The 19,376-nt window shown below is 31.0% G+C and carries 16 protein-coding genes; 7 read left to right on the top strand and 9 right to left on the bottom strand.

Annotated elements, in window-relative coordinates; translation table 11 throughout:
* Positions 1–81: 81 nt before the first annotated feature.
* Positions 82–348: a 30S ribosomal protein S15 gene (gene rpsO / locus BMX03_RS02525; RefSeq protein WP_008539476.1), complete on the bottom strand. Its 267-nt coding sequence runs from the start codon at positions 346–348 to the stop codon at positions 82–84.
* Between the two features lie 230 nt (positions 349–578).
* Here rpsO and BMX03_RS02520 point away from each other — a divergent pair, with 230 nt between their 5' ends.
* Positions 579–1,295 (top strand): HAD family hydrolase, encoded by a 717-nt coding sequence (locus tag BMX03_RS02520; protein ID WP_091693564.1) that lies wholly within the window; start codon positions 579–581, stop codon positions 1,293–1,295.
* Positions 1,296–1,331: 36 nt separating this feature from the next.
* Here BMX03_RS02520 and BMX03_RS02515 read toward each other — a convergent pair whose 3' ends face one another.
* Positions 1,332–2,618, bottom strand: coding sequence for an MFS transporter (locus BMX03_RS02515; RefSeq protein WP_091693561.1), 1,287 nt, complete (start codon positions 2,616–2,618; stop codon positions 1,332–1,334).
* 105 nt (positions 2,619–2,723) lie between these two features.
* Positions 2,724–3,428 (bottom strand): tetratricopeptide repeat protein, encoded by a 705-nt coding sequence (locus tag BMX03_RS02510; protein ID WP_008539481.1) that lies wholly within the window; start codon positions 3,426–3,428, stop codon positions 2,724–2,726.
* A 267-nt stretch (positions 3,429–3,695) separates the two neighbouring features.
* Between BMX03_RS02510 and BMX03_RS02505 the strand changes: the two genes are divergently transcribed.
* Positions 3,696–5,048, top strand: coding sequence for an esterase-like activity of phytase family protein (locus tag BMX03_RS02505; protein WP_091693558.1), 1,353 nt, complete (start codon positions 3,696–3,698; stop codon positions 5,046–5,048).
* A 72-nt stretch (positions 5,049–5,120) separates the two neighbouring features.
* Here BMX03_RS02505 and BMX03_RS02500 read toward each other — a convergent pair whose 3' ends face one another.
* The 4 genes from BMX03_RS02500 to BMX03_RS02485 form a co-directional block, all read right to left on the bottom strand.
* Entirely contained in the window at positions 5,121–6,254 is a 1,134-nt protein-coding gene (locus BMX03_RS02500; RefSeq protein WP_091693555.1) for a YibE/F family protein, read from the bottom strand.
* A 102-nt stretch (positions 6,255–6,356) separates the two neighbouring features.
* Positions 6,357–7,886, bottom strand: a complete 1,530-nt coding sequence (locus BMX03_RS02495; RefSeq protein WP_177159341.1) for a purple acid phosphatase family protein — start codon at positions 7,884–7,886, stop codon at positions 6,357–6,359.
* A gap of 219 nt (positions 7,887–8,105) precedes the next feature.
* Positions 8,106–9,668 (bottom strand): purple acid phosphatase family protein, encoded by a 1,563-nt coding sequence (locus BMX03_RS02490; RefSeq protein ID WP_075554901.1) that lies wholly within the window; start codon positions 9,666–9,668, stop codon positions 8,106–8,108.
* Positions 9,669–9,769: 101 nt separating this feature from the next.
* A complete protein-coding gene (locus tag BMX03_RS02485; RefSeq protein WP_075554902.1) occupies positions 9,770–11,035 on the bottom strand; it encodes an S-layer homology domain-containing protein in 1,266 nt (421 codons plus the stop codon).
* 307 nt (positions 11,036–11,342) lie between these two features.
* Here BMX03_RS02485 and BMX03_RS02480 point away from each other — a divergent pair, with 307 nt between their 5' ends.
* The 3 genes from BMX03_RS02480 to BMX03_RS02470 all read left to right on the top strand — a co-directional run bounded on the left by BMX03_RS02480 (position 11,343) and on the right by BMX03_RS02470 (position 15,082).
* Positions 11,343–12,020, top strand: a complete 678-nt coding sequence (locus BMX03_RS02480) for a response regulator transcription factor (protein WP_022228432.1) — start codon at positions 11,343–11,345, stop codon at positions 12,018–12,020.
* Position 12,021: 1 nt separating this feature from the next.
* Positions 12,022–13,311, top strand: a complete 1,290-nt coding sequence (locus BMX03_RS02475) for a sensor histidine kinase (protein WP_091693550.1) — start codon at positions 12,022–12,024, stop codon at positions 13,309–13,311.
* An 85-nt stretch (positions 13,312–13,396) separates the two neighbouring features.
* Positions 13,397–15,082, top strand: a complete 1,686-nt coding sequence (locus tag BMX03_RS02470) for a phospholipid carrier-dependent glycosyltransferase (RefSeq protein WP_091693547.1) — start codon at positions 13,397–13,399, stop codon at positions 15,080–15,082.
* A gap of 60 nt (positions 15,083–15,142) precedes the next feature.
* On the opposite strand, the gene BMX03_RS02465 is transcribed toward BMX03_RS02470, so the two are convergent.
* A complete protein-coding gene (locus BMX03_RS02465) occupies positions 15,143–15,901 on the bottom strand; it encodes a hypothetical protein (protein WP_022228435.1) in 759 nt (252 codons plus the stop codon).
* 37 nt (positions 15,902–15,938) lie between these two features.
* Positions 15,939–16,304 (bottom strand): EamA family transporter, encoded by a 366-nt coding sequence (locus BMX03_RS02460; protein WP_008539496.1) that lies wholly within the window; start codon positions 16,302–16,304, stop codon positions 15,939–15,941.
* Between the two features lie 217 nt (positions 16,305–16,521).
* Here BMX03_RS02460 and BMX03_RS02455 point away from each other — a divergent pair, with 217 nt between their 5' ends.
* Positions 16,522–18,171 carry a phospholipid carrier-dependent glycosyltransferase gene (locus tag BMX03_RS02455; RefSeq protein WP_091693544.1) on the top strand — a complete coding sequence of 550 codons (1,650 nt, stop codon included), beginning with the start codon at positions 16,522–16,524 and terminating at the stop codon, positions 18,169–18,171.
* 28 nt (positions 18,172–18,199) lie between these two features.
* Entirely contained in the window at positions 18,200–19,366 is a 1,167-nt protein-coding gene (locus tag BMX03_RS02450) for a DegT/DnrJ/EryC1/StrS family aminotransferase (RefSeq protein WP_015561835.1), read from the top strand.
* The last annotated feature ends 10 nt before the right edge of the window (positions 19,367–19,376 follow it).

Below are 19,376 nucleotides of genomic sequence, written 5' to 3'. Positions count from 1 at the left end.
TCTTTGTGTCTATACCTATTTTAACTTAAAATCAAGCAAACTAAAAGAAAAAGCGGGAAAGGCTCCCGCTTTTTCAATTAATTATTTACGTAAATTTAATTTTGCAATAAGAGCACGATAACGTTCTACATCGATATCATATAAATAGCTTAAAAGTCTTCTACGATGACCAACCATTTTTAATAAGCCACGACGGGAATGATGGTCTTTTTTATTGTTTTTAAGATGTTCAGTAAGATATGCGATACGTGCAGTTAATAAAGCAACCTGTACTTCTGGGGATCCAGTGTCACCTTCATGAGTAGCGTTATCTTGAATGATTTGTAATTTTTGTTCTTGAGTTAACATTAAAATATCCTCCTAAATTTTATTTCTCCCGAATCCACGACAGCGTTGGAGTTTCGCTTACCCTAGAATGGGAATGTCTTTTGCATACAAAAATTAATATATCATAAATAAATATTACTGTAAAGAAAAAGATTAATGCTTTTATTTTAAGGATAAATATATATTTCAACTTTTTTAGATAATTGTTACAATATACCTAAACCATTTTATTGTCAGAAAGGAATTTTGTCATGCTAAAAAATAAAAAATTTGCTTTTTTTGATATGGACGGCACTTTAATTGACTCTGTTGGCATCTGGAACCAAATCGACCAAAAACTCATTGAAAAATTAGCCAATAAAACAATCGATGAAACAACTGTGCAAAACGACCGTGATACACAATTAAAAAAATTCAATGCACAACCAAATCCTTATTTATGTTATTGCCAATATCTCAAGGATAAATATTCAGCTCAAATTTCAGCTGAAGAAATCATCAAATTGCGTTATGAAATAGCTCAAGATTTTCTCCAAAATATAATTGATTATAAACCACAAGCTGACTTAATCATCAAAAAATTAAAAGCAAAGAATTTTACGCTTGCTATAACAACAACTACAAAACGCACAAATATGGATATATATCGCACTTTAAATAAAAATATCAACGCCAAAGCTCCACTTGATGAATATTTTGATTTAATCTATACACGTGAAGATGTCAGCAAAATCAAACCAGACCCTGAAGTTTATCAAAAAGCTATGCAAAAATTTAATGCCAAACCAGAAGAATGTATCATCTTTGAAGATTCATTAATCGGTATTGAAGCTGCTAAAAAAGCTGGTATTGAAACCATTGCCATTTATGACAAATATTCTGATGCTGATACAGAGGCAATAAAAGCACAAGCTGATTTTTATCTCTACAATTATACAGAGCTTCTATCCTCTATTGATGAATTATAAACAAAAAAGGTTATGCAAAAGCATAACCTTTTTTTATTAATCGATTTCTATACCTTTTGTTTCTGGAACAGTGAACCACATAAAAATAAGTGCTATTGGATAAATAACAAATACAAGACTCATTGCTCCTATCAAGCTTCCACCTGTTGCCAAATAACCAATTATAGCAGGGCCAAAGCCAGATAGACCACGACCTGTACCAAAAATTATATTTTCTGCAGTAGAACGTGCTTCAGATGGATAATTTTCAGCAATAACTGCACCATAACCACCCATCATACCATTTACAGTGAAACCTAATAAGAAACTTCCCCATAATAAACTTGCTTGGCTTGTAAAGAAAAAGAAATAAATTACACAGTAAATTGTTCCACCAATATACCAAAGTGCAAAAGTCTTTTTACGTCCAATTTTATCTGCCAAAATACCAAATAAAATTATACCTAAAACCATACCAGCAATAGATATTACCATCCAACCACTTGTCTGCGCTAAACTATAGCCATATTTTTGAGATAAAATTGTTGACATCCAGCTAAATATCGCATAATAGCCAAGGTTTTGCACTAAACACATCACTGTAAGCCCTATTGTTGTCGCTGTTATTCTCTTTGTAGTGAATAATTTTTTAAGTGGCATACCTGCTAAATAATAATATTCTTTTTGTTCTTTTTCAGTGATAGTTCCATTTTCTTTTTTAACAATCAATTCTTGCTGACGCTGTTTTTTACGTTGCCATAAAATCGGTTCTTTAAGATGCATACGTACATAAATTGCGATGAGTGCAGGGACTAAGCCTACAAGAAATACTGCACGCCAGCCAAACATTGGCACAATTATAGCTGGTATAACTGCTGCTAATAATACACCACCTTGCCAACCAAGTGCTACCCATGAAGTAGCTCTTGCTCGCATATCAGGTGCCCATGTTTCAGTAACAATCGCCATACCAATACCAAATTCACCACCGATACCAAGACCAATGATAAAGCGTAAAACAAGCAATACTGTATAATTATCAACAAAATACATCAAGAATGTGGCTACCGCAAATAAAATTATCGAAAAAGATAATATCTTTGTACGTCCATATTTATCTGCTAGCAATCCAAAAATATATGAACCAATCCACATACCAATCGTTGTTGCTAAAGTTAAATTCCCAGCTTCTGCTGTAGTAAGTCCAAAATCTTTAATAATAAAAACTAAAATAAATGATAATAAAAACATATCCAGACCATCAGCTGCATATCCTAATACAGCACCTATTAATGTCTTAATATAATGGTCTGCTTCTCCTTCTACATGTTTTTCCTTCGCCATAAAAATTCTCCTCTTATTATCTATACTATCTTTGTCCAAATATATATATGTACAAAAATACATATATAACTAATACTTAATGTCATATATGTATTTTTTGCAAACTTAAATATCCCAATGAATTTTTTCTGGTGAAGGGCAAGCATGGTCAATCGTATTTAAAATCCATGCGACATTATTATGAGTAGCACTAAAAGCTTTTTCTATAGCAGGCTTATATTTTTCAGGAATATCCATAAAAGATAAAGCCTTTCTCATATAATTTAAAGCTTCCTCTTTCATCAGACCGGTAGCCATTAATTGAGCTTTAAAACGATAACCATAATATAAATAACTATTATGTTTCACGTCTAAATTCTCAAATACGCGAATTTTTTCATCGATTTCGTTTTCAGCTGTTTCAATATCTTGCTTATTATATAATAAATTCCAGCGGTCAGCCCAAACTTCTCCACGTAGAATATATTTATATAAATAATCTGTAGACTCTACTAATTGCACAGCTAAATTTATATAGTGAAGAGCATCATCATATTTTTTATCTTCACGAAGGCAAGAAGATAATCTTTGCAAAGCATAAACTTTTTCTTCTACCTGTTCAGGATTTTCTTCATCTATTTCTACTTCAACAACAGAACGAAACAACTCTATTGCTTCATCATGTTTTTTTAATTCTGGCATTGCCAAAAAATGAGCTAAACGTGCTCTACTTCTCCAATCATCAAAACCGCCAGCAAATAAACTAGCAGGTGGACTCGCAGGTGAATCCATTACATAATGTGTAAGTTCATGAAACTCATGACTATTCATTAAAAATCCTCCTAATATATATTTTTATAATTAAATAATAAAGATATTTTCTATACTATTAACTTTATCATCTTTACTATTTAGATACATTTTATCACATTTATAAAAAAATAAAACAAAAGTAGATTTTCTTATCATAATCTCCCTATTGTTTACCTTCTAATCTTCATAAAATATTTTTTACCTAGAATTTATTTCCTTCTAAATTGCTCTTTACAAAATAAATTTATAATTAAAATCAAACTATATTTTTATGAGGTAAAAATTATGCGTAAATCTTTAAAGAAATTATTATTATTAAGTTGTGCATTAGGAACTGTATTTTCCACATCACCTACAAATCTTTATGCTCAAAGTAATACTGCTACAGTTTCTCACTATATTGTTACTGCTGATAATTATCAACTGCCTTATGATGAAGAAGAAAAAGAATTTGCCAATGGTATAAATCCTGGATATGGCTCTGGACTTATGTTCAAATCTCTAAATAATGATGGTAGTATTGAATTTTATTGTGTAACAGACCGCGGTCCTAATGGCGATATCCCAACATATATAAAAGATGGTAAAACATATCCTGGAAAATTCTTTCCTACACCAAAATTCACACCTAGTATAGGTATCTTAAAAATCGATCAGAACAAAGCCCAAATCATTGATAGTATTCCATTAAAAGATAAAAATAATCATAAAATATCCGGCAAAGTAATTCCATTCGGTGCCATTGGTTCTACTGGTGAAGTTGCCTTAGATTTTAAAATGAATGATCTAGGCACTGATGTCAACGGACTTGATACAGAAGGTATTACTCGTGATAAAGACGGTAATTTCTGGCTTTGCGATGAATATGGTCCATTTTTAATAAAAACAGATTCTAATGGAAAAATACTAGAAAAATATGGTCCTGGAATGGGGTTACCATCTATCTTAGCACAACGTGTTCCTAATCGTGGTTTTGAAGGTCTCACTATTGATGATGATGGCAATATTGTAGGAATTGTTCAAAGTCCTTTAGATGTAGATGGTAAAACGTCCAAAACTGCACCATATACTAGAATAGTAAAATTAAACCCTCAGACAAAAGAAGTAAAAATGTACGCTTATCCTGTAGATAAAAATTATAAAAATTTCTCTAATGCCAAACTAGGTGATATTACATCTATTGGTAATGATGAATATTTACTTATTGAACAAGGTAAGCAAAATGGCAAAATGCAAAATCTCATTTATAAAGTAGATTTAAAAAATGCTACAACTGTCGATACTAATGGCGATTTAGAATATGGCAAAGTTCCTCAAAATTTTGTTCCTGCCAAAAAAGAATTATTACTAGATTTACGTCAATATGGCTGGAATATTGAAAAAGCTGAAGGATTAGCTATACTTCCAGATAGACAAACTATCGCTGTAGTAAATGATAACGATTTTGGAATTGCTGTTAAAGTAGACGATGCTAACAATAACAACGCTTCTGTAGAAGATTACACTTATGATGCTGATAAAAAAATCTTTTTAAATAAAAATAATCAGCAAATAGATATCCATATAGGCTTACAACAAAATGCACCCGAAGAACAGCAAAGTCAAATTTATCTATTCAAATTAAATCAAAAACTCTAAAATAAACTAAAAGAGATTATGGTTTATTATCCAAACCATAATCTCTTTTTTATTCTCAAAACAATATAATTCTTATTTTTTGTTTTCTAAATAATGAGGAAGCCATGCAGAAAATAATGCTACTATTGGCACTGTTAAAATAACGCCAAAGCTACCAGATATCCCTTGCATGATTTCTATACCAATAGAATTTGAATTTATCAATTGCAAATATGGTAAATCATAAACATAATCTAATACCCATACACCAAGAGAACCACCAAAGAAAGCTAAAATAAGTGTTGTTGACATTGTACCCATAATATCTCGTCCAACATTCATACCGCTTTTAAATAATTCTTTAGGTGTTAATTCTGGATTTTTAACATGCAATTCTTGTACTGCTGAAGATACGTCCATTGCTATATCCATTACAGCACCTAAACTTGCAAATAAAACACCAGCAAAAAGTAATTGACCTACATCAATTAAAGTATTTTGTCCAATAAATAATAATGCTTCAATATTGGATACATTATAACCTGAAAGTGATGTGAAATAGCCAAAAATATCTGCTGTCAAACCTGCAATTAATAAGCCCAAAAAAGTTGCCAAAATAGCAGATAAAGCTTTTATCGTAAAACCATTAATCAAGCAAATAGTCATAGCTGTAACAATTGTCGCTGTAAAAATAGCAGCTAAAGATGGAGAAGTTCCCTTCATTATCATAGGGAAAAATACAAATACAAAACAAATAAAACTAAAAATAAGTGCAATTGCCGATTTTACGCCTTTTTTCCCACCGATAATACAAAGTGAAATCAAGAAAATAGCTATAAAAATATATATTGGCATAGAACGGTCTACATTATATACAGTAGTAACATGTAATTGCCCCACTACACTAGAAATAGTGATTACTTCTAAACCCGGCTTACATGCTGTTCCAAATAATAATCCATTAGGACTATTTGCCTCCAAAATCTGCCCTTTTTGTGGTCCAGTTTCCATCTGTAATAATACAACTTGGTCGCCCACACGAGAACCATCTTCTTGTATATTATCTTTTAAAACTTCCACTACTGTTGCTTTTTCAAAAGCGCGCCCTTGTGTATTTACTAAAGTTGGTTTTTCTACCTGATTATACGATTGTAAAAAGAAAAAACCACCTATTAATATACAAATAATTATAATCCCACGAACCCAAATATTTTTTAACAAATTCATAAAAAATTCCTCTCTTATTATCATTATATTAATTTCTTTAATGTAAAAACTGCGGTAAAGCATATACTTTACCGCAGTTAGAGAAAAATTAAATCTTACTTATTATCTCTTAATAATGCTATAAGCTTCATCGATTGGTGTGCCTGTTTGAGCATCATATGTGTTAATAGTAAATTTATCATCAGTAATATTGATTACAGAATATGTTGGTCTCCAAGTCTGGCTACGAGCAGCTACATAATCTTGTTGCTGTTCAATTAAATTATAGAATTTAGAACCAGTTGCAGAGTTAGAAGTCATGTAGAATACACCTTCTGGATTTACTAAAGTGCCTTGTTTCATATCAGCAATAGTGTAGCAACGATTTTGAGAAGTATAGTATTCTTTGAAAGCACTGTCAGATTTTAATTTATTATCAAGTACTTTATGGTCTTGTCCATGTTGACCTACTTTATATTCTGCAAAATCATCATATTGTTTACCATCACTTGTAAGCTGATAAGTACGAGCATAAGTATGGTCATGACCTTGTAATACTACGTCGATATCATTTGCATCAAAGATAGGTGTTAATTGGTTACGTAAAATAATACCATCAGAGTCAGAGTGGTCTAAACCTGAACCGTAGATATCTTGATGCATTACAACAATACGCCATTTTGCATTTGGATTTTCTTTTACTGCTTTTTCTACTAAAGCTTTATGGTCAGCTGCATTATAGTTATTAGCATTGATGACAATGAATAAAGCACTGCCATAAGTATAATAATATCCATGACCTGCAACTGTAGAATTAGTTTCTGCTGTAAATGGATTTGGCACATTGAAGTGATTTTGATAGCTAGTAGTCAAGCAATCATGGTTACCAATAGCTACTGCTTGTGGTAAATTGCGGAAAGCTGTTGCAGATAAATATCCGGAGTATTCATATTCCTGTAATAAATGTTTTTCAGCATTATTACCAGCTGGTTCATTAATTTGGTCACCAGGAGATACTAAGAAATTAATTTCTGGATGTTGTGCTAAAGCACTATTTAATGTTTTATTCCAGTTATAAGCATCATTTCTAGCTGCAACATCTTCACTTTGTTCTACAGCACTTTCATTTGGAACTTGACCTTTAGAAGCACCAATCTGTGGGTCACCTACATACATAAATGAGAAATTATGTGGATCGCCTGTTTTATATTCATGAGCTTGTTGCCATTTACCATTTAATTTTACCTGATAATAATATGTAGTATTTGGTTCAAAGCCATCAGCTGTTACTTTATTGCTATAATACTGCACACCATTGATTACAGTACCTTCTGTACAAGTACCTTTAAATTCTTTAGCGTTTTTCATATCTTTATTATCAGCAATACGCACTACAGCTTCATTTGCTTTTTCTTTAGAATACCAACCAAAATTTAATTTAGAAAAATCGGAGCCTGGAATTAAAGCAACTTGTTCATAATTTGTTTTAATTTTATCCCAGTTAGCTTTCCAATCTGCCCAATCTGTATGTTCTGATACATCTGTTTTAGTAGTAAAAGCTGGTGTTAAAGAAGCATCATTCCATTGTTCTGTTGCCGCATAAACAGTTAAAGAGCCTACACTAAGTGCTGCACTTAAGCATAAAGCTAACATTCTTTTTTTATTTTTTTTCAAATAAAACACAAAAGTCACTCTCCTTAGTTCTAATCAAAAGTAAGATAATTTCTATATCTTTTGTAGATATATTTATTCTATATTTTATTTTTAAAAATACTGTAAACGTAACGTAAAATTTAAATAAATATATACAAAAATAACTGTAAAATAAAAGTGATAAGAAAAATTCTTATCACTTTTATATCAAATCATCATTTATTTTTTTATAATTGTATAGGAGCTATCTATTGCTTCACCTGTTTCTACATCATAAGTATTAACAGTGAAACTATCTTTTGTAATGTTGATTACAGAATAAGATGGTCTCCAATTTTGACTACGAGCTGCTACATAATCTTGTTGTTCTGGAATTAAATTATAGAATTTAGAACCAGTTGCAGAGTTAGAAGTCAAATAAAATACACCTTCTGGATTTACAACTGTACCTTGTGATTTATCGGCTATATTGTAGCAAAGATTTTGAGATTTATAATATGCTCTAAATACGCCATCTTTTTCAAAGCGTTCATCAAAATTATCGTGGTTAAATCCACCTTGATCTTGTTTGTATTCTAAGAATTCATCATGTGCCTGTCCATCACTTGTAAGCTGATAAGTACGTGCATAGCTATGATCATGACCTTGTAATACTACATCAATATCATTTGCATCAAAAATTGGTGTCAATTGTGTACGCAAGATAATGCCATCAGAATCTGAATGGTCTAAACCTGAACCATAAATATCTTGGTGCATTACAACAATACGCCATTTTGCATTTGGATTTTCTTTGATAGCTTTTTCAATCAAAGCTTTATGGTCTGCTGCATTATAGTTATTAGCATTAATAACAATGAATAAAGCATTACCATAACTATAAAAATATCCGTTACCAGCAGGTGTTGGTGTAGATTCTTCAAGGAATGGATTTGGATTATTGAAGTGATTTTGATAGCTTGCAGAGCTACAATCATGGTTACCAATAGCTACTGCCTGTGGTAAATTGCGAAGTACAGAGGCGGAAAGATATCCAGAATATTGGTCTTCTTGTTCTTTTAAATCTTTTGCGTCTTCATTACCTTTTACACTTACCTGGTCACCAGGGGATACTAAAAAGTCAATTTCTGGATGTTGTTCCATTGCTTTATTTAAAGTTACATTCCAGTTATAAGAGTCATTTCTAGCAGCTAAATCGTTACCTAATTTTTTACCATTAGATTCTGCATTTTTTTGTTTATATGAAGAACCAATCTGTGGGTCACCTACAAACATAAAGCTGAAATTATCTGGATCACCTGTTTTATATTCTTGAGCTTGTTGCCATTCACCATTTAATTTTACTTGATAATAATATGTGCTATTTGGTTTAAAACCATCAGCTGTTACTTTATTGCTATAATACTGCACACCATTGATTACAGTACCTTCTGTACAAGTACCTTTAAATTCTTTGGCATTTTTCATTTCTTTATTATCAGCAATACGTACCATTGCTTTATCTGTTTTTTCTTTAGAATACCAACCAAAATTTAATTTAGAAAAATCAGCGCCTGGTGTAAGTGCTACCTGTTCATAATTTGTTTTTAAATTATCCCAGCCAGCTTTCCACTGTTCCCAATTAGTATTATCAGAAATAGGTGTTTTAGTTTCTACCATTGGTTTTGTAGAAGCATCATTCCAATATTCTGTTGCCGCATAAGCTGTTAAAGAGCCTACACTTAAAGCTGCACTTAAACAAAGTGCAATCATTTGCTTTCTTCTTTTTTTTAAATAAAACATTCTCATTGCTCCAAATCTCTAATAAATAATATTCTCTTTAAGTGATATACTTCCACCACTTTCGCTAATAACTACAAGTGAAAGTTTCTTGCTCTATAAGGTTAAAATTTAAATTTTAAGCTAGTATATACAGTATTAGCATCTGTATCTGTCTTTAAATCCTTACCGTCAAAATATAAAAGTGAACCTATTACATTTTGAGTAAATACATATTCTACACCAGCTACAAGTCCTTTTTGACCTTCTGCAGCCTCATCATAACCTGTTTCAATAGTTACATTTTCACCGAGATGACGATATCCTATATATGCTCCCCAAGAACCTGCATCTTTTGCATTTGCGCCTTTATACTGTACTTCTACACTACCTGCTTTATCATAGCTATTAGCATCAGCATTTTGTAAATATTGACCAACTAATGCTACATTTTTATCAAAATTATATTTGCCACCTGCATACCATAAATTAGCTTTATTATCATCAACGTCTAAATCTAATTCAACATCTTTATCTAATCCACTCAATAAAATATAACCTGCATTGAATGCTAAATTATCGTTTGGTGTGTAATCAAATTGTACACCATAGTAATCAGCAGTGATATCTTTTGCTGTTTTACCATCAGGGATTTCACCATCATGATCATTTTCACTATAGCGACCAATAGCTATATTTGTATTAAATACATCACTACCAAAATCTGCTGTCATACCAGAAATTTCATCATCAAAAATCATGCCCTGACAAATATCTAAAGAAGTTCTACCAGCTGTTACTGTTGCACCAAATAAAGGTCCTTCTACATATGCCTTACTTACTTTTACACCATCTGCATTGCTATCTGTTTCTGGATACATTGTATATTCAATTTTAGCATTAGCTGTCCAATCGGAATTGCCAATATAAGCTTTTGGTTCAAGTTTAAATTCTAATTTATTTGAACGTTTATCTTTTTTGGCATCATGATTAGCTTGAACATACTTATATTTTAATTCGCCCTTCCATTTTATATTATCGGATTTCTTCTCTAAATCAGACACACGAACACCAAGATTATCTAATTCTTCTGCAAATTCAGCAGCTAATTTATCAACAATTGCTTTGTCCGCTTTTTCAAGATCAGTTCTTGCCATAGCTCGTGCTACAATCTGTGCCATTTCATAACGAGTCATAGTATTTTGACCTTGATATGTACCATCTGGATAACCATCAATCACACCATCATTAGCAAGTGTAGTAACTGCATCATATGCCCAACTATCAGCTGGCACATCACTAAATGGATTAGTTGCTGCAAAAGATGTACTTGCTATTCCCATCATTAAACTTGCGGTGATTGCACTTGTAATAAGCTTTTTCTTAAACATTAAATATTCCTCCAAAAATGATTAATATACTCTACCTAAAAAAAGTAAAAACAAATTTGCTCAAAATAACTCCGATTAATTTTTCAGAGAAATATTTCAAAACGGTTACTATTATAAAAAGATTTTTTTAAATTTAAATCAATAGTTTGTAAAAACTATATTAAGGATATGTAAAAAATATGTAACAAAATATATTTAAATAAAATAAAAGTAAAATTTCACGCTATATTTATTTTTATATGCCAATACTATAAAATATTAAATATCATATACTTCATAATATTAAATTAGAAAAGTAGGTGTTTCTATGCGAATATTATTTGCTGAAGATGATAAAAGATTATCTAAAATGATTGATTTTCTTCTAAAAAAAGAAAATTACATTGTAGATTGTGTATATAATGGACAAGATGCTATTGATTATGCTAATTTATCAGATTATGATATCATCATTTTAGATTGGATGATGCCTTTAAAATCCGGTATCGAAGTATGTAGATATCTGCGAGCAAAAAATAATCAAACTGCTATTTTAATGTTAACAGCTAGGGATTCTCTTGAAGATAAAATTGATGGTTTAGATAGTGGAGCCGATGATTATTTAGCCAAACCATTTGAATTTCCAGAGCTACTAGCTAGAATAAGAGCTCTATCTCGTCGCATCAACAAAACATTTTATAATGATATCATTGAATATAACAATCTAAAATTAAATTGTTGCAATGCTATTTTGACTTATAAACAAATAGAAGTATCTTTAAGCCCTAGAGAAAATCAACTCATGGAATTATTAATTAGAAATACACATCAAATTTTACCTCGTGAACAAATTATTGATAAAATCTGGGGATATGATACTAATATAAATTCCAATACTTTAGATGTAACAATAAAATCTCTACGTCAAAAATTAACTAAATTATCATTAAGTGATTGTATTCATACCATTCGTGGTATCGGTTATAAATTTGAAATGGATATATAATATGTTTACAAAATTCAAAGAAAAAATCGTTAAAGATTATTGCTATCTTACTGTATTACTATTATTATTTGTATCATTTTCTTTATATATTGTAGGTTTTTCTATATCATATAAAAGCCAATTATCTCATATAAAAATGCTTGCTATTGAAGAAAGTGAAGACTTATTTTATAAAATCAATACTAAGGATTTAAAAAATTTTCCTAAAGATGATGATAACTCGCCTGAAGAAGACAATTATTTCAATAAAATTTTCATCTATGAATATACTAAAGACCATCAATTAGTATTTGAACATAATAATATGGAATGGTCTGAAAAATCTATCACTAAAATTATTAATGATAATTCACTTTCTTTTCATAAGGTATATTTTGATTTTAATTTAGTTGATAATCGCCATTTGAAATATTTAATTTATATGCGCTATCCACTCTTAGAAAATAATGTATTTTTAGGTGAAGTCTATGTTGGCATAGAAATAACTCATTGGGTGCGTGAACAAATTCGCATATTCTTCATTTTATTAATAATTATTTCTTTATCCTTATTTTTTGTACGCTATGTCGCTTATAAAATGGCAAATAAAGCTATGCAACCTGTCGTTCAATCGTTTGAGCAACAAAAACAGTTTATTGCCAATGCCTCTCATGAATTGCGAACACCTTTAAGCATTATAATGTCTGGATTAACTGTATTAAAAACAGATGATGAAAATAATCTCTCTAAATTTTCCATAGATACTATTGATGATATTAATGATGAAAGCTTAAAGATGAAAAAACTCATTGACAATTTATTATTATCTGCAAGAAATACTAATAATACATTAACTGTGCATAGCACTAAATTTAACCTCAACAATCTCATTAATAAAATCTACACTAAATTTTCTTTATTAGCTAAAAATAAACAAATCACCCTCAAAATTTCTAACCCTCCAAATATTTTTATAACAGCTGATATGTCTCATATTGAACAAATATTAGCCATCTTAGTGGATAATGCTATTAAATACAGTGATGAAAATAGTTCTATTTTTATCACTATAACAGAAGATAAACAATGTATAAAAATTGCCATCAAAGATAGTGGTCCTGGCATATCCATTGAAGACTTACCGCATATATTTAAGCCATTTTATCGTGCTAATAATACTCGCACTTATTATGGTAATGGTCTTGGTTTATCAATAGCTCAAATACTCGCTCAAAAAAATCACAGTAATATTCTCGTTGAAAATAATAAAGAAAAAGGTTCTTGTTTTACTTTAATAATCTCTAAAAATTAATATTGTATTTTTTATTTTCACTTCAGCTTTTTTTCAGAATGCTCCTTTATGATTTTCTTAAATTAATCATAAAGGAGTTATTTTTATGAAATCGCAGCAAACTTCATCTCAATTATTCGACTTTAAAAATCTCGACAAAACTTCTATTTTTACTATAGCTATAATCTTCATAATTTTATACCTCTGGCATCTCGGTCTATACCCCTTGATAAACCCTGACGAAGGTAGATATGCTGAAATTCCTCGCGAAATGCTTGCTAATAAAAATTTCATTACTCCACATTTAAATGGCGTAGAGTATTTTGAAAAGCCCATCCTTCAATACTGGATTACAGCTTTTTTTATGTATATATTTGGCGAAAATGAATTTGCCGTGCGTTTATTTCCTGCTCTATGTGCTTTAGGGGGTATTTATTTAACAGGATATTTAGCTACTAAGATGTTTAATCGCCAAACAGGTTTTCTAGCTAGCATTATAATTGGCAGTTCTTTTCTTTATTTAATTATAGGCTCTTTAAATATCTTAGATATGGCAATATCTTTTTTCATCACCCTATCTATGGTGAGTTATTATCAATTTAGCACTACATTAAAATCAAAATATCTATATATATTTTACGCTTCTATGGCTTTTGGTACTCTGACAAAAGGTCTAATCGCTATTGTTTTAACTATTGCCATTATATTTTGTTATTGTTTGCTCACTAAAAATTTAAAACTACTATTGAAAAGTATTTCTCTTATCGGTATATTAATTTTTCTCGTAATTTGTGTGCCATGGTTTTATTTAGTTTGCAAAGATAATCCAGACTTCTTCTATTTCTTTTTTATCCATGAACATTTTTTACGCTATTTAACTAAAGTTCATGACCGTTATCAACCTTTTTATTTCTTCATACCTTGTATCATTTTAGGAATTTTCCCATGGACTGGATTTTTTATCTCCTCTTTATTATCCAAATCACCAAAAAGAACATGGTATAAATTTATAACTAATCCTCATAGACATAAATATATTTATTTATGTCTATGGTTTAGTATAATTTTTGTTTTTTACTCCATGTCAGACTCTAAACTCGTACCTTATATAGTTCCTTGTTTGATGCCTATGGCTATATTGATTAGTCGTCATTTAAATCACATTTCTTATCAGACAACTAAAATAAAAATTGCTCTATTCATTAACGCTTTTATTTCCCTGCTCATCATTGTTGCTTTAATCGTAACAGCTATTAAAAGCGATTTCATCAGTTTAGAGGAATTTATCTTTTCTGGCAGTTTCATCATTTTAGTGCTATTCATCTCTAATCTAATAATATTTATATCTTGGTATAAATATAAAAATTTCTCACAAATAATCGCAATTTATGCTATATCTGCTATTTTATTTAGCTTTTCTTTGCAACCTGTAATCACACAAGTGGCCCAACATCGCACAGGAAAAGAAATTGCTCAAGTAGTAAATACTTTAAAAACAAAAGATACGCTAATAATCTCCTATAAAGATTATCTTCAAGATTTACCATTTTATACAAAATCCCGCATTGCCATTTACGATTATCTAGGTGAATTAGAATTTGGCTCTAAACACGATAGCGGACAGGGCTGGTTCTTTAACAAAGAAGAATTTCTGTCCACATGGCAACAAAATCCTTATGCGATATTAGTCGTTCCTCAAAAATATAAACAAGAATGTTTAGCTGAATTAAATGATGAAAATGCTGTTATTTACTTTGAAACTAATAAATATTTAATCATCACTCATAACTAAATAAAAAAGCATGTTAAAGATTACGAAATTCAACATAACCTTTAACATGCTATTTTTTATTTAAAACTCAAATTTTTCTACTGCACCATCATGAGTTAAGATAAATTTTTCCTGTTGAGGAATATTTCCTCTTTTATCCTTAGGTGGAATAATTTCATATTTTTCTAAAGCTTGTATACATGCTGTATTTAAATCTTGATATTCTTCTTCACTTAAACCTAAATCAGATTTTTCAGCAGGTAACACAGGATAAGCCTGTATTATTTTGCCCTGCTCGTCCATGATATATTCCACTACTATGATAATAGCTTCGCCTTCTGGTACTAAATTATAATCATAAACAGGCTTTTCTTTATGTTTATAAGTTGGCATTAAATCCTTAGAATCTTTTACATCGCTAAAATTCAATACAAGATTTTCTTTTGATATCTCTTTAACTACAATTTTTGTATCTTTATATGTGCGAAACTTGTGTCTAGGTTCTTTTTTTACTACAGGTTCTGGCTTTTTTTCTTCTGGTGGATTAATTGTTTCTATTGGTGGTTTTTGCTTTTCTAATTCTTCTTCATCAACAACTATTTCCGATTGAGCATTGCTGTCTTCTGCCTCTTCAACTACTATATCATTTGACTCGTCCTCTTGAGTTATTCCAATATCTACATACGTAATATCTTCATCAGCAGAGGATTGTAGCATTGATTTTTCGTTTAATTCTTTTGTTATATTATTCATAACATATCCACCTAGAGCAAAAATCCCTACATGCAAAACGATAGATATTACTAATCCTACTTTTACATAATCTTTAGCTTTCATCATAAAATCCTTCTATGTTCAAATTAATAATATAATTTTATCAAGAACGATATAATAAAAATACTCCCAAGCAAATGATGATGATACCACCTATTTTATTCAAAGTCATTGACTCGCCAAAATAAAAATAGCCCACAAAAGCAGCTATGATATAACCTATGCTTAAAAATGGATAAGCATAACTTACTTCTACTCGTGAAAGTACCATAAGCCAAACAACAAAACTTATCACATAGAAAATAAGCCCAGACCATACATAAATATTTGTGCTAGCTTTTAAAACCATGGTCAATATGGAATTAATATCTACTTGTATGCTTCCTATCTGCGACATACCTTTTTTTAAAACTAATTGAGCAGCTGCATTTAACAACACACCTGTTAATATCAATAATAAATTTGTCAAAATTTCATCTCCCTTTATTTATCAATTATTAATCTTAACACATCTAATACAATCTTACAGCAAAAATCAAAAAAATCTTCGCTATCTTGCATTATTCTTTCAGGAAAAAATCATTTTAGATATCTATACTATATCTTGATTGTAGAGAAATATAAAAAATAGTATAATTATATAGTTTAAACATATTTTTAAAATCATTTATCTAGGAGGTTTTTTCTTGCGTGATTTTTGTCTAAAAAATAAAAAATTACTGTTGGGAATATTTGTTTTAGCTATTTTCTATCTCTATTTAGCCCATTTAGGCTCTTATCATTTAATGGACCCTGATGAAGGTCGTTACAATCAAATACCTCGTGAAATGTTACTTAGTGGCGATTTTATCACTCCACATTTAAACGGCGTAGAATACTTTGAAAAACCTGCTTTTCAATATTGGTTTACTGCCATCATGATGAAAATTTTCGGCGTTACAGAATTTGCCGGACGTATCTTGCCTGCATTATCAGCTATCGGTTGCGTTGGTCTTGCTGGATTTTTAGGTACAATGATGTATTCTCGCAAAGTAGGTCTACTCGCTAGTGCTATTCTAGCCACATCTTGTTTAAATTTAATCGTTGCCTCAATTAATATTTTAGATATGGCTCTGACTTTATTTATGACAGCCTGCATGGTATTTTTCTATGCTTTTGAACGCACAGAAAAGAAAAAATGGCTTGTTGCCTTTTATATCGCCATGGGCTTTGGTGTTTTAACTAAGGGCTTAGTTGCTATAATCTTACCATTTGGTATTTTATTTTGGTATACAATTTTAACAAAAAGACCTCGTTTATTCTTAAAATTATTTTATCTACCTGGAATTTTAGCTTTTCTCATCGTTACTGTTCCATGGTTTTACCTTGTTTGCCAAGCAAACCATGATTTCTTTTATTTCTTCTTTGTTCGTGAGCATTTCTTGCGTTTTACAACTAAAATGCACGATAGATTCCAGCCTTGGTGGTTCTTCATTCCATTTGTAATCATCGGCATGTTACCTTGGACTGGATTTTTATTATCCTTATTTAGTAAAAAAGGTGTTATTCGTAAAACAACATCTCAGCGCAATCGCTTTGATATCATCTTCTTATTATTATGGTTCTTTATCATTTTCATTTTCTACTCTATTTCTGATTCTAAATTAGTACCATATATCATGCCTTGCTGGATGCCACTTGCTATTTTAATTGCAGCTTCCATCAAACGTTTTGAAGATGAAAATTCTTGGCTTTGTCATAGCTTTTTAATCAATAGCATCTTATGCTTAGCTTTTGTTGGAGCTTTAGTTGGCTATGTCTTAAGTTCTAATTATTTGACAATTGATGAATTCATTGCTGAAGGTGGTTTACTCACAGCAACATTATTCATCGGTACTATTGCCTCTATTTTTGTTTGGATAAAAACAAAAAGATTTCGTTGCACTGTAAGTGTTCTTTGTGTCATGGGATTTTTCTTTGGTTTAGGTCTTCATGATGTTCAACAACAAGTACACAATAATCAATCTGCATATTATGTAAGCCAAAAAATCAATGAATTAAATCCACAAGACGCTTTAATTGTAAATTATGGCGATTTTTATCACGGCATACCATATTACACTAATCAACGAGTTGCTCTTGCTGATTTCAAAGGTGAACTTGAGTTTGGCTCTGAACATCCAAGTGGTGCAGGTTGGTTTTTCAATGGCGAAGAGTTAAATGATTTGTGGAACAGTCAAAAGCGTATTATAATTGTGGTTAAAGAACGTTATAAAGATAAATGTCTCAATGTATTGACTTCTCCAGCGAAACAAGTATTAACTGAAGGGTCATATACTATTTTGATTAATAAATAATAGTTAAATTATTTGGAGGAATATTTCAATGCGTAAAGAATTTTTACCTTTTGCTAAACCTATGGTTAGCGAAGAAGCTATTGCTGATGTAGCAGACTCTATTCGTAAAGGTTGGCTCGCTATGGGCCCTAAAACAGTAGATTTTGAACAAAAATTTGCTAATTATGTAGGTTGCAAATTTGGTATCTCCGTAAACTCTGCTACTGCCGGTTTACACCTCGCTGCAATGGCACTTATCGAGCCTGGTGATGAAGTCATTACTACACCTATGACATTTGCTAGCACTGTAAATGCAATCGTATTTGCTGGTGGTAAACCTGTTTTAGTAGATATTGACCCTCATACATTTAATATTGATATAAATAAAATTGAAGAAGCTATCACACCAAAAACAAAAGCTATCATTCCTGTTCATTTTGCAGGTCGCCCTTGCGATATGGACGCACTTGAAGCTCTTGCACAAAAATATAATCTTGGCATTATCGAAGACTCCGCTCATGCTCTTGGTGCAGAATATAGAGGTAAAAAAATCGGCTTTGGTCGTGGCGCTCGTCATATTGCTGTATTTAGCTTCCACCCAACAAAAAATATCACAACTGGTGAAGGTGGCATGATTTGTACAAATGATGAAGAAGCAGCTGAACTCATGTCTATGCAACGTCAAAATGGTATGAGTAAAGGGGCTTGGAACCGTTATCAAGCAAATGGTAAAGCTCATTATGATATTTTCCGTCCAGGTTTAAAATATCAAATGATGGATATTCAAGCTGCTATCGGTCGCGACCAGCTCACACATCTTGAAGAATTCAATGATCGTCGTCGTGAAATCGTAGCTCGCTATCAAAGAGAATTAAAAGATGTACGTGGTTTAATCCTTCCTCCAGAAATTGAAGAAGGCAATGTTCATTCTTGGCATATATACACACCTCTAATTGATATTGATGAACTCGGTTTTAGTCGTGATGATTTCATGGCAAAAATGAGTGCTAAAAATATCGGTACAGCTTACCATTATCAAGCACTTCATTTATTTACTTGCTTTGGCGAACTCACTGGTCTTAAAGCTGGCGATTTACCAAACTCTGAATATGTATCTGAACGTATTGTTTCCTTACCACTCTTCCCTGCAATGACTGATGAAGATGTAACAGATGTTATCGAAGCAATCAAAGAAATCTGTGGTATGAAAGGCTGATAACTAAAAA

Source organism: Megamonas sp. Calf98-2, from assembly GCF_900110235.1.
Classification (GTDB): domain Bacteria; phylum Bacillota; class Negativicutes; order Selenomonadales; family Selenomonadaceae; genus Megamonas; species Megamonas funiformis.
The sequence above is the reverse complement of the archived record's forward strand: the minus strand, read 5'-3'. Positions and strand labels throughout refer to the sequence as shown.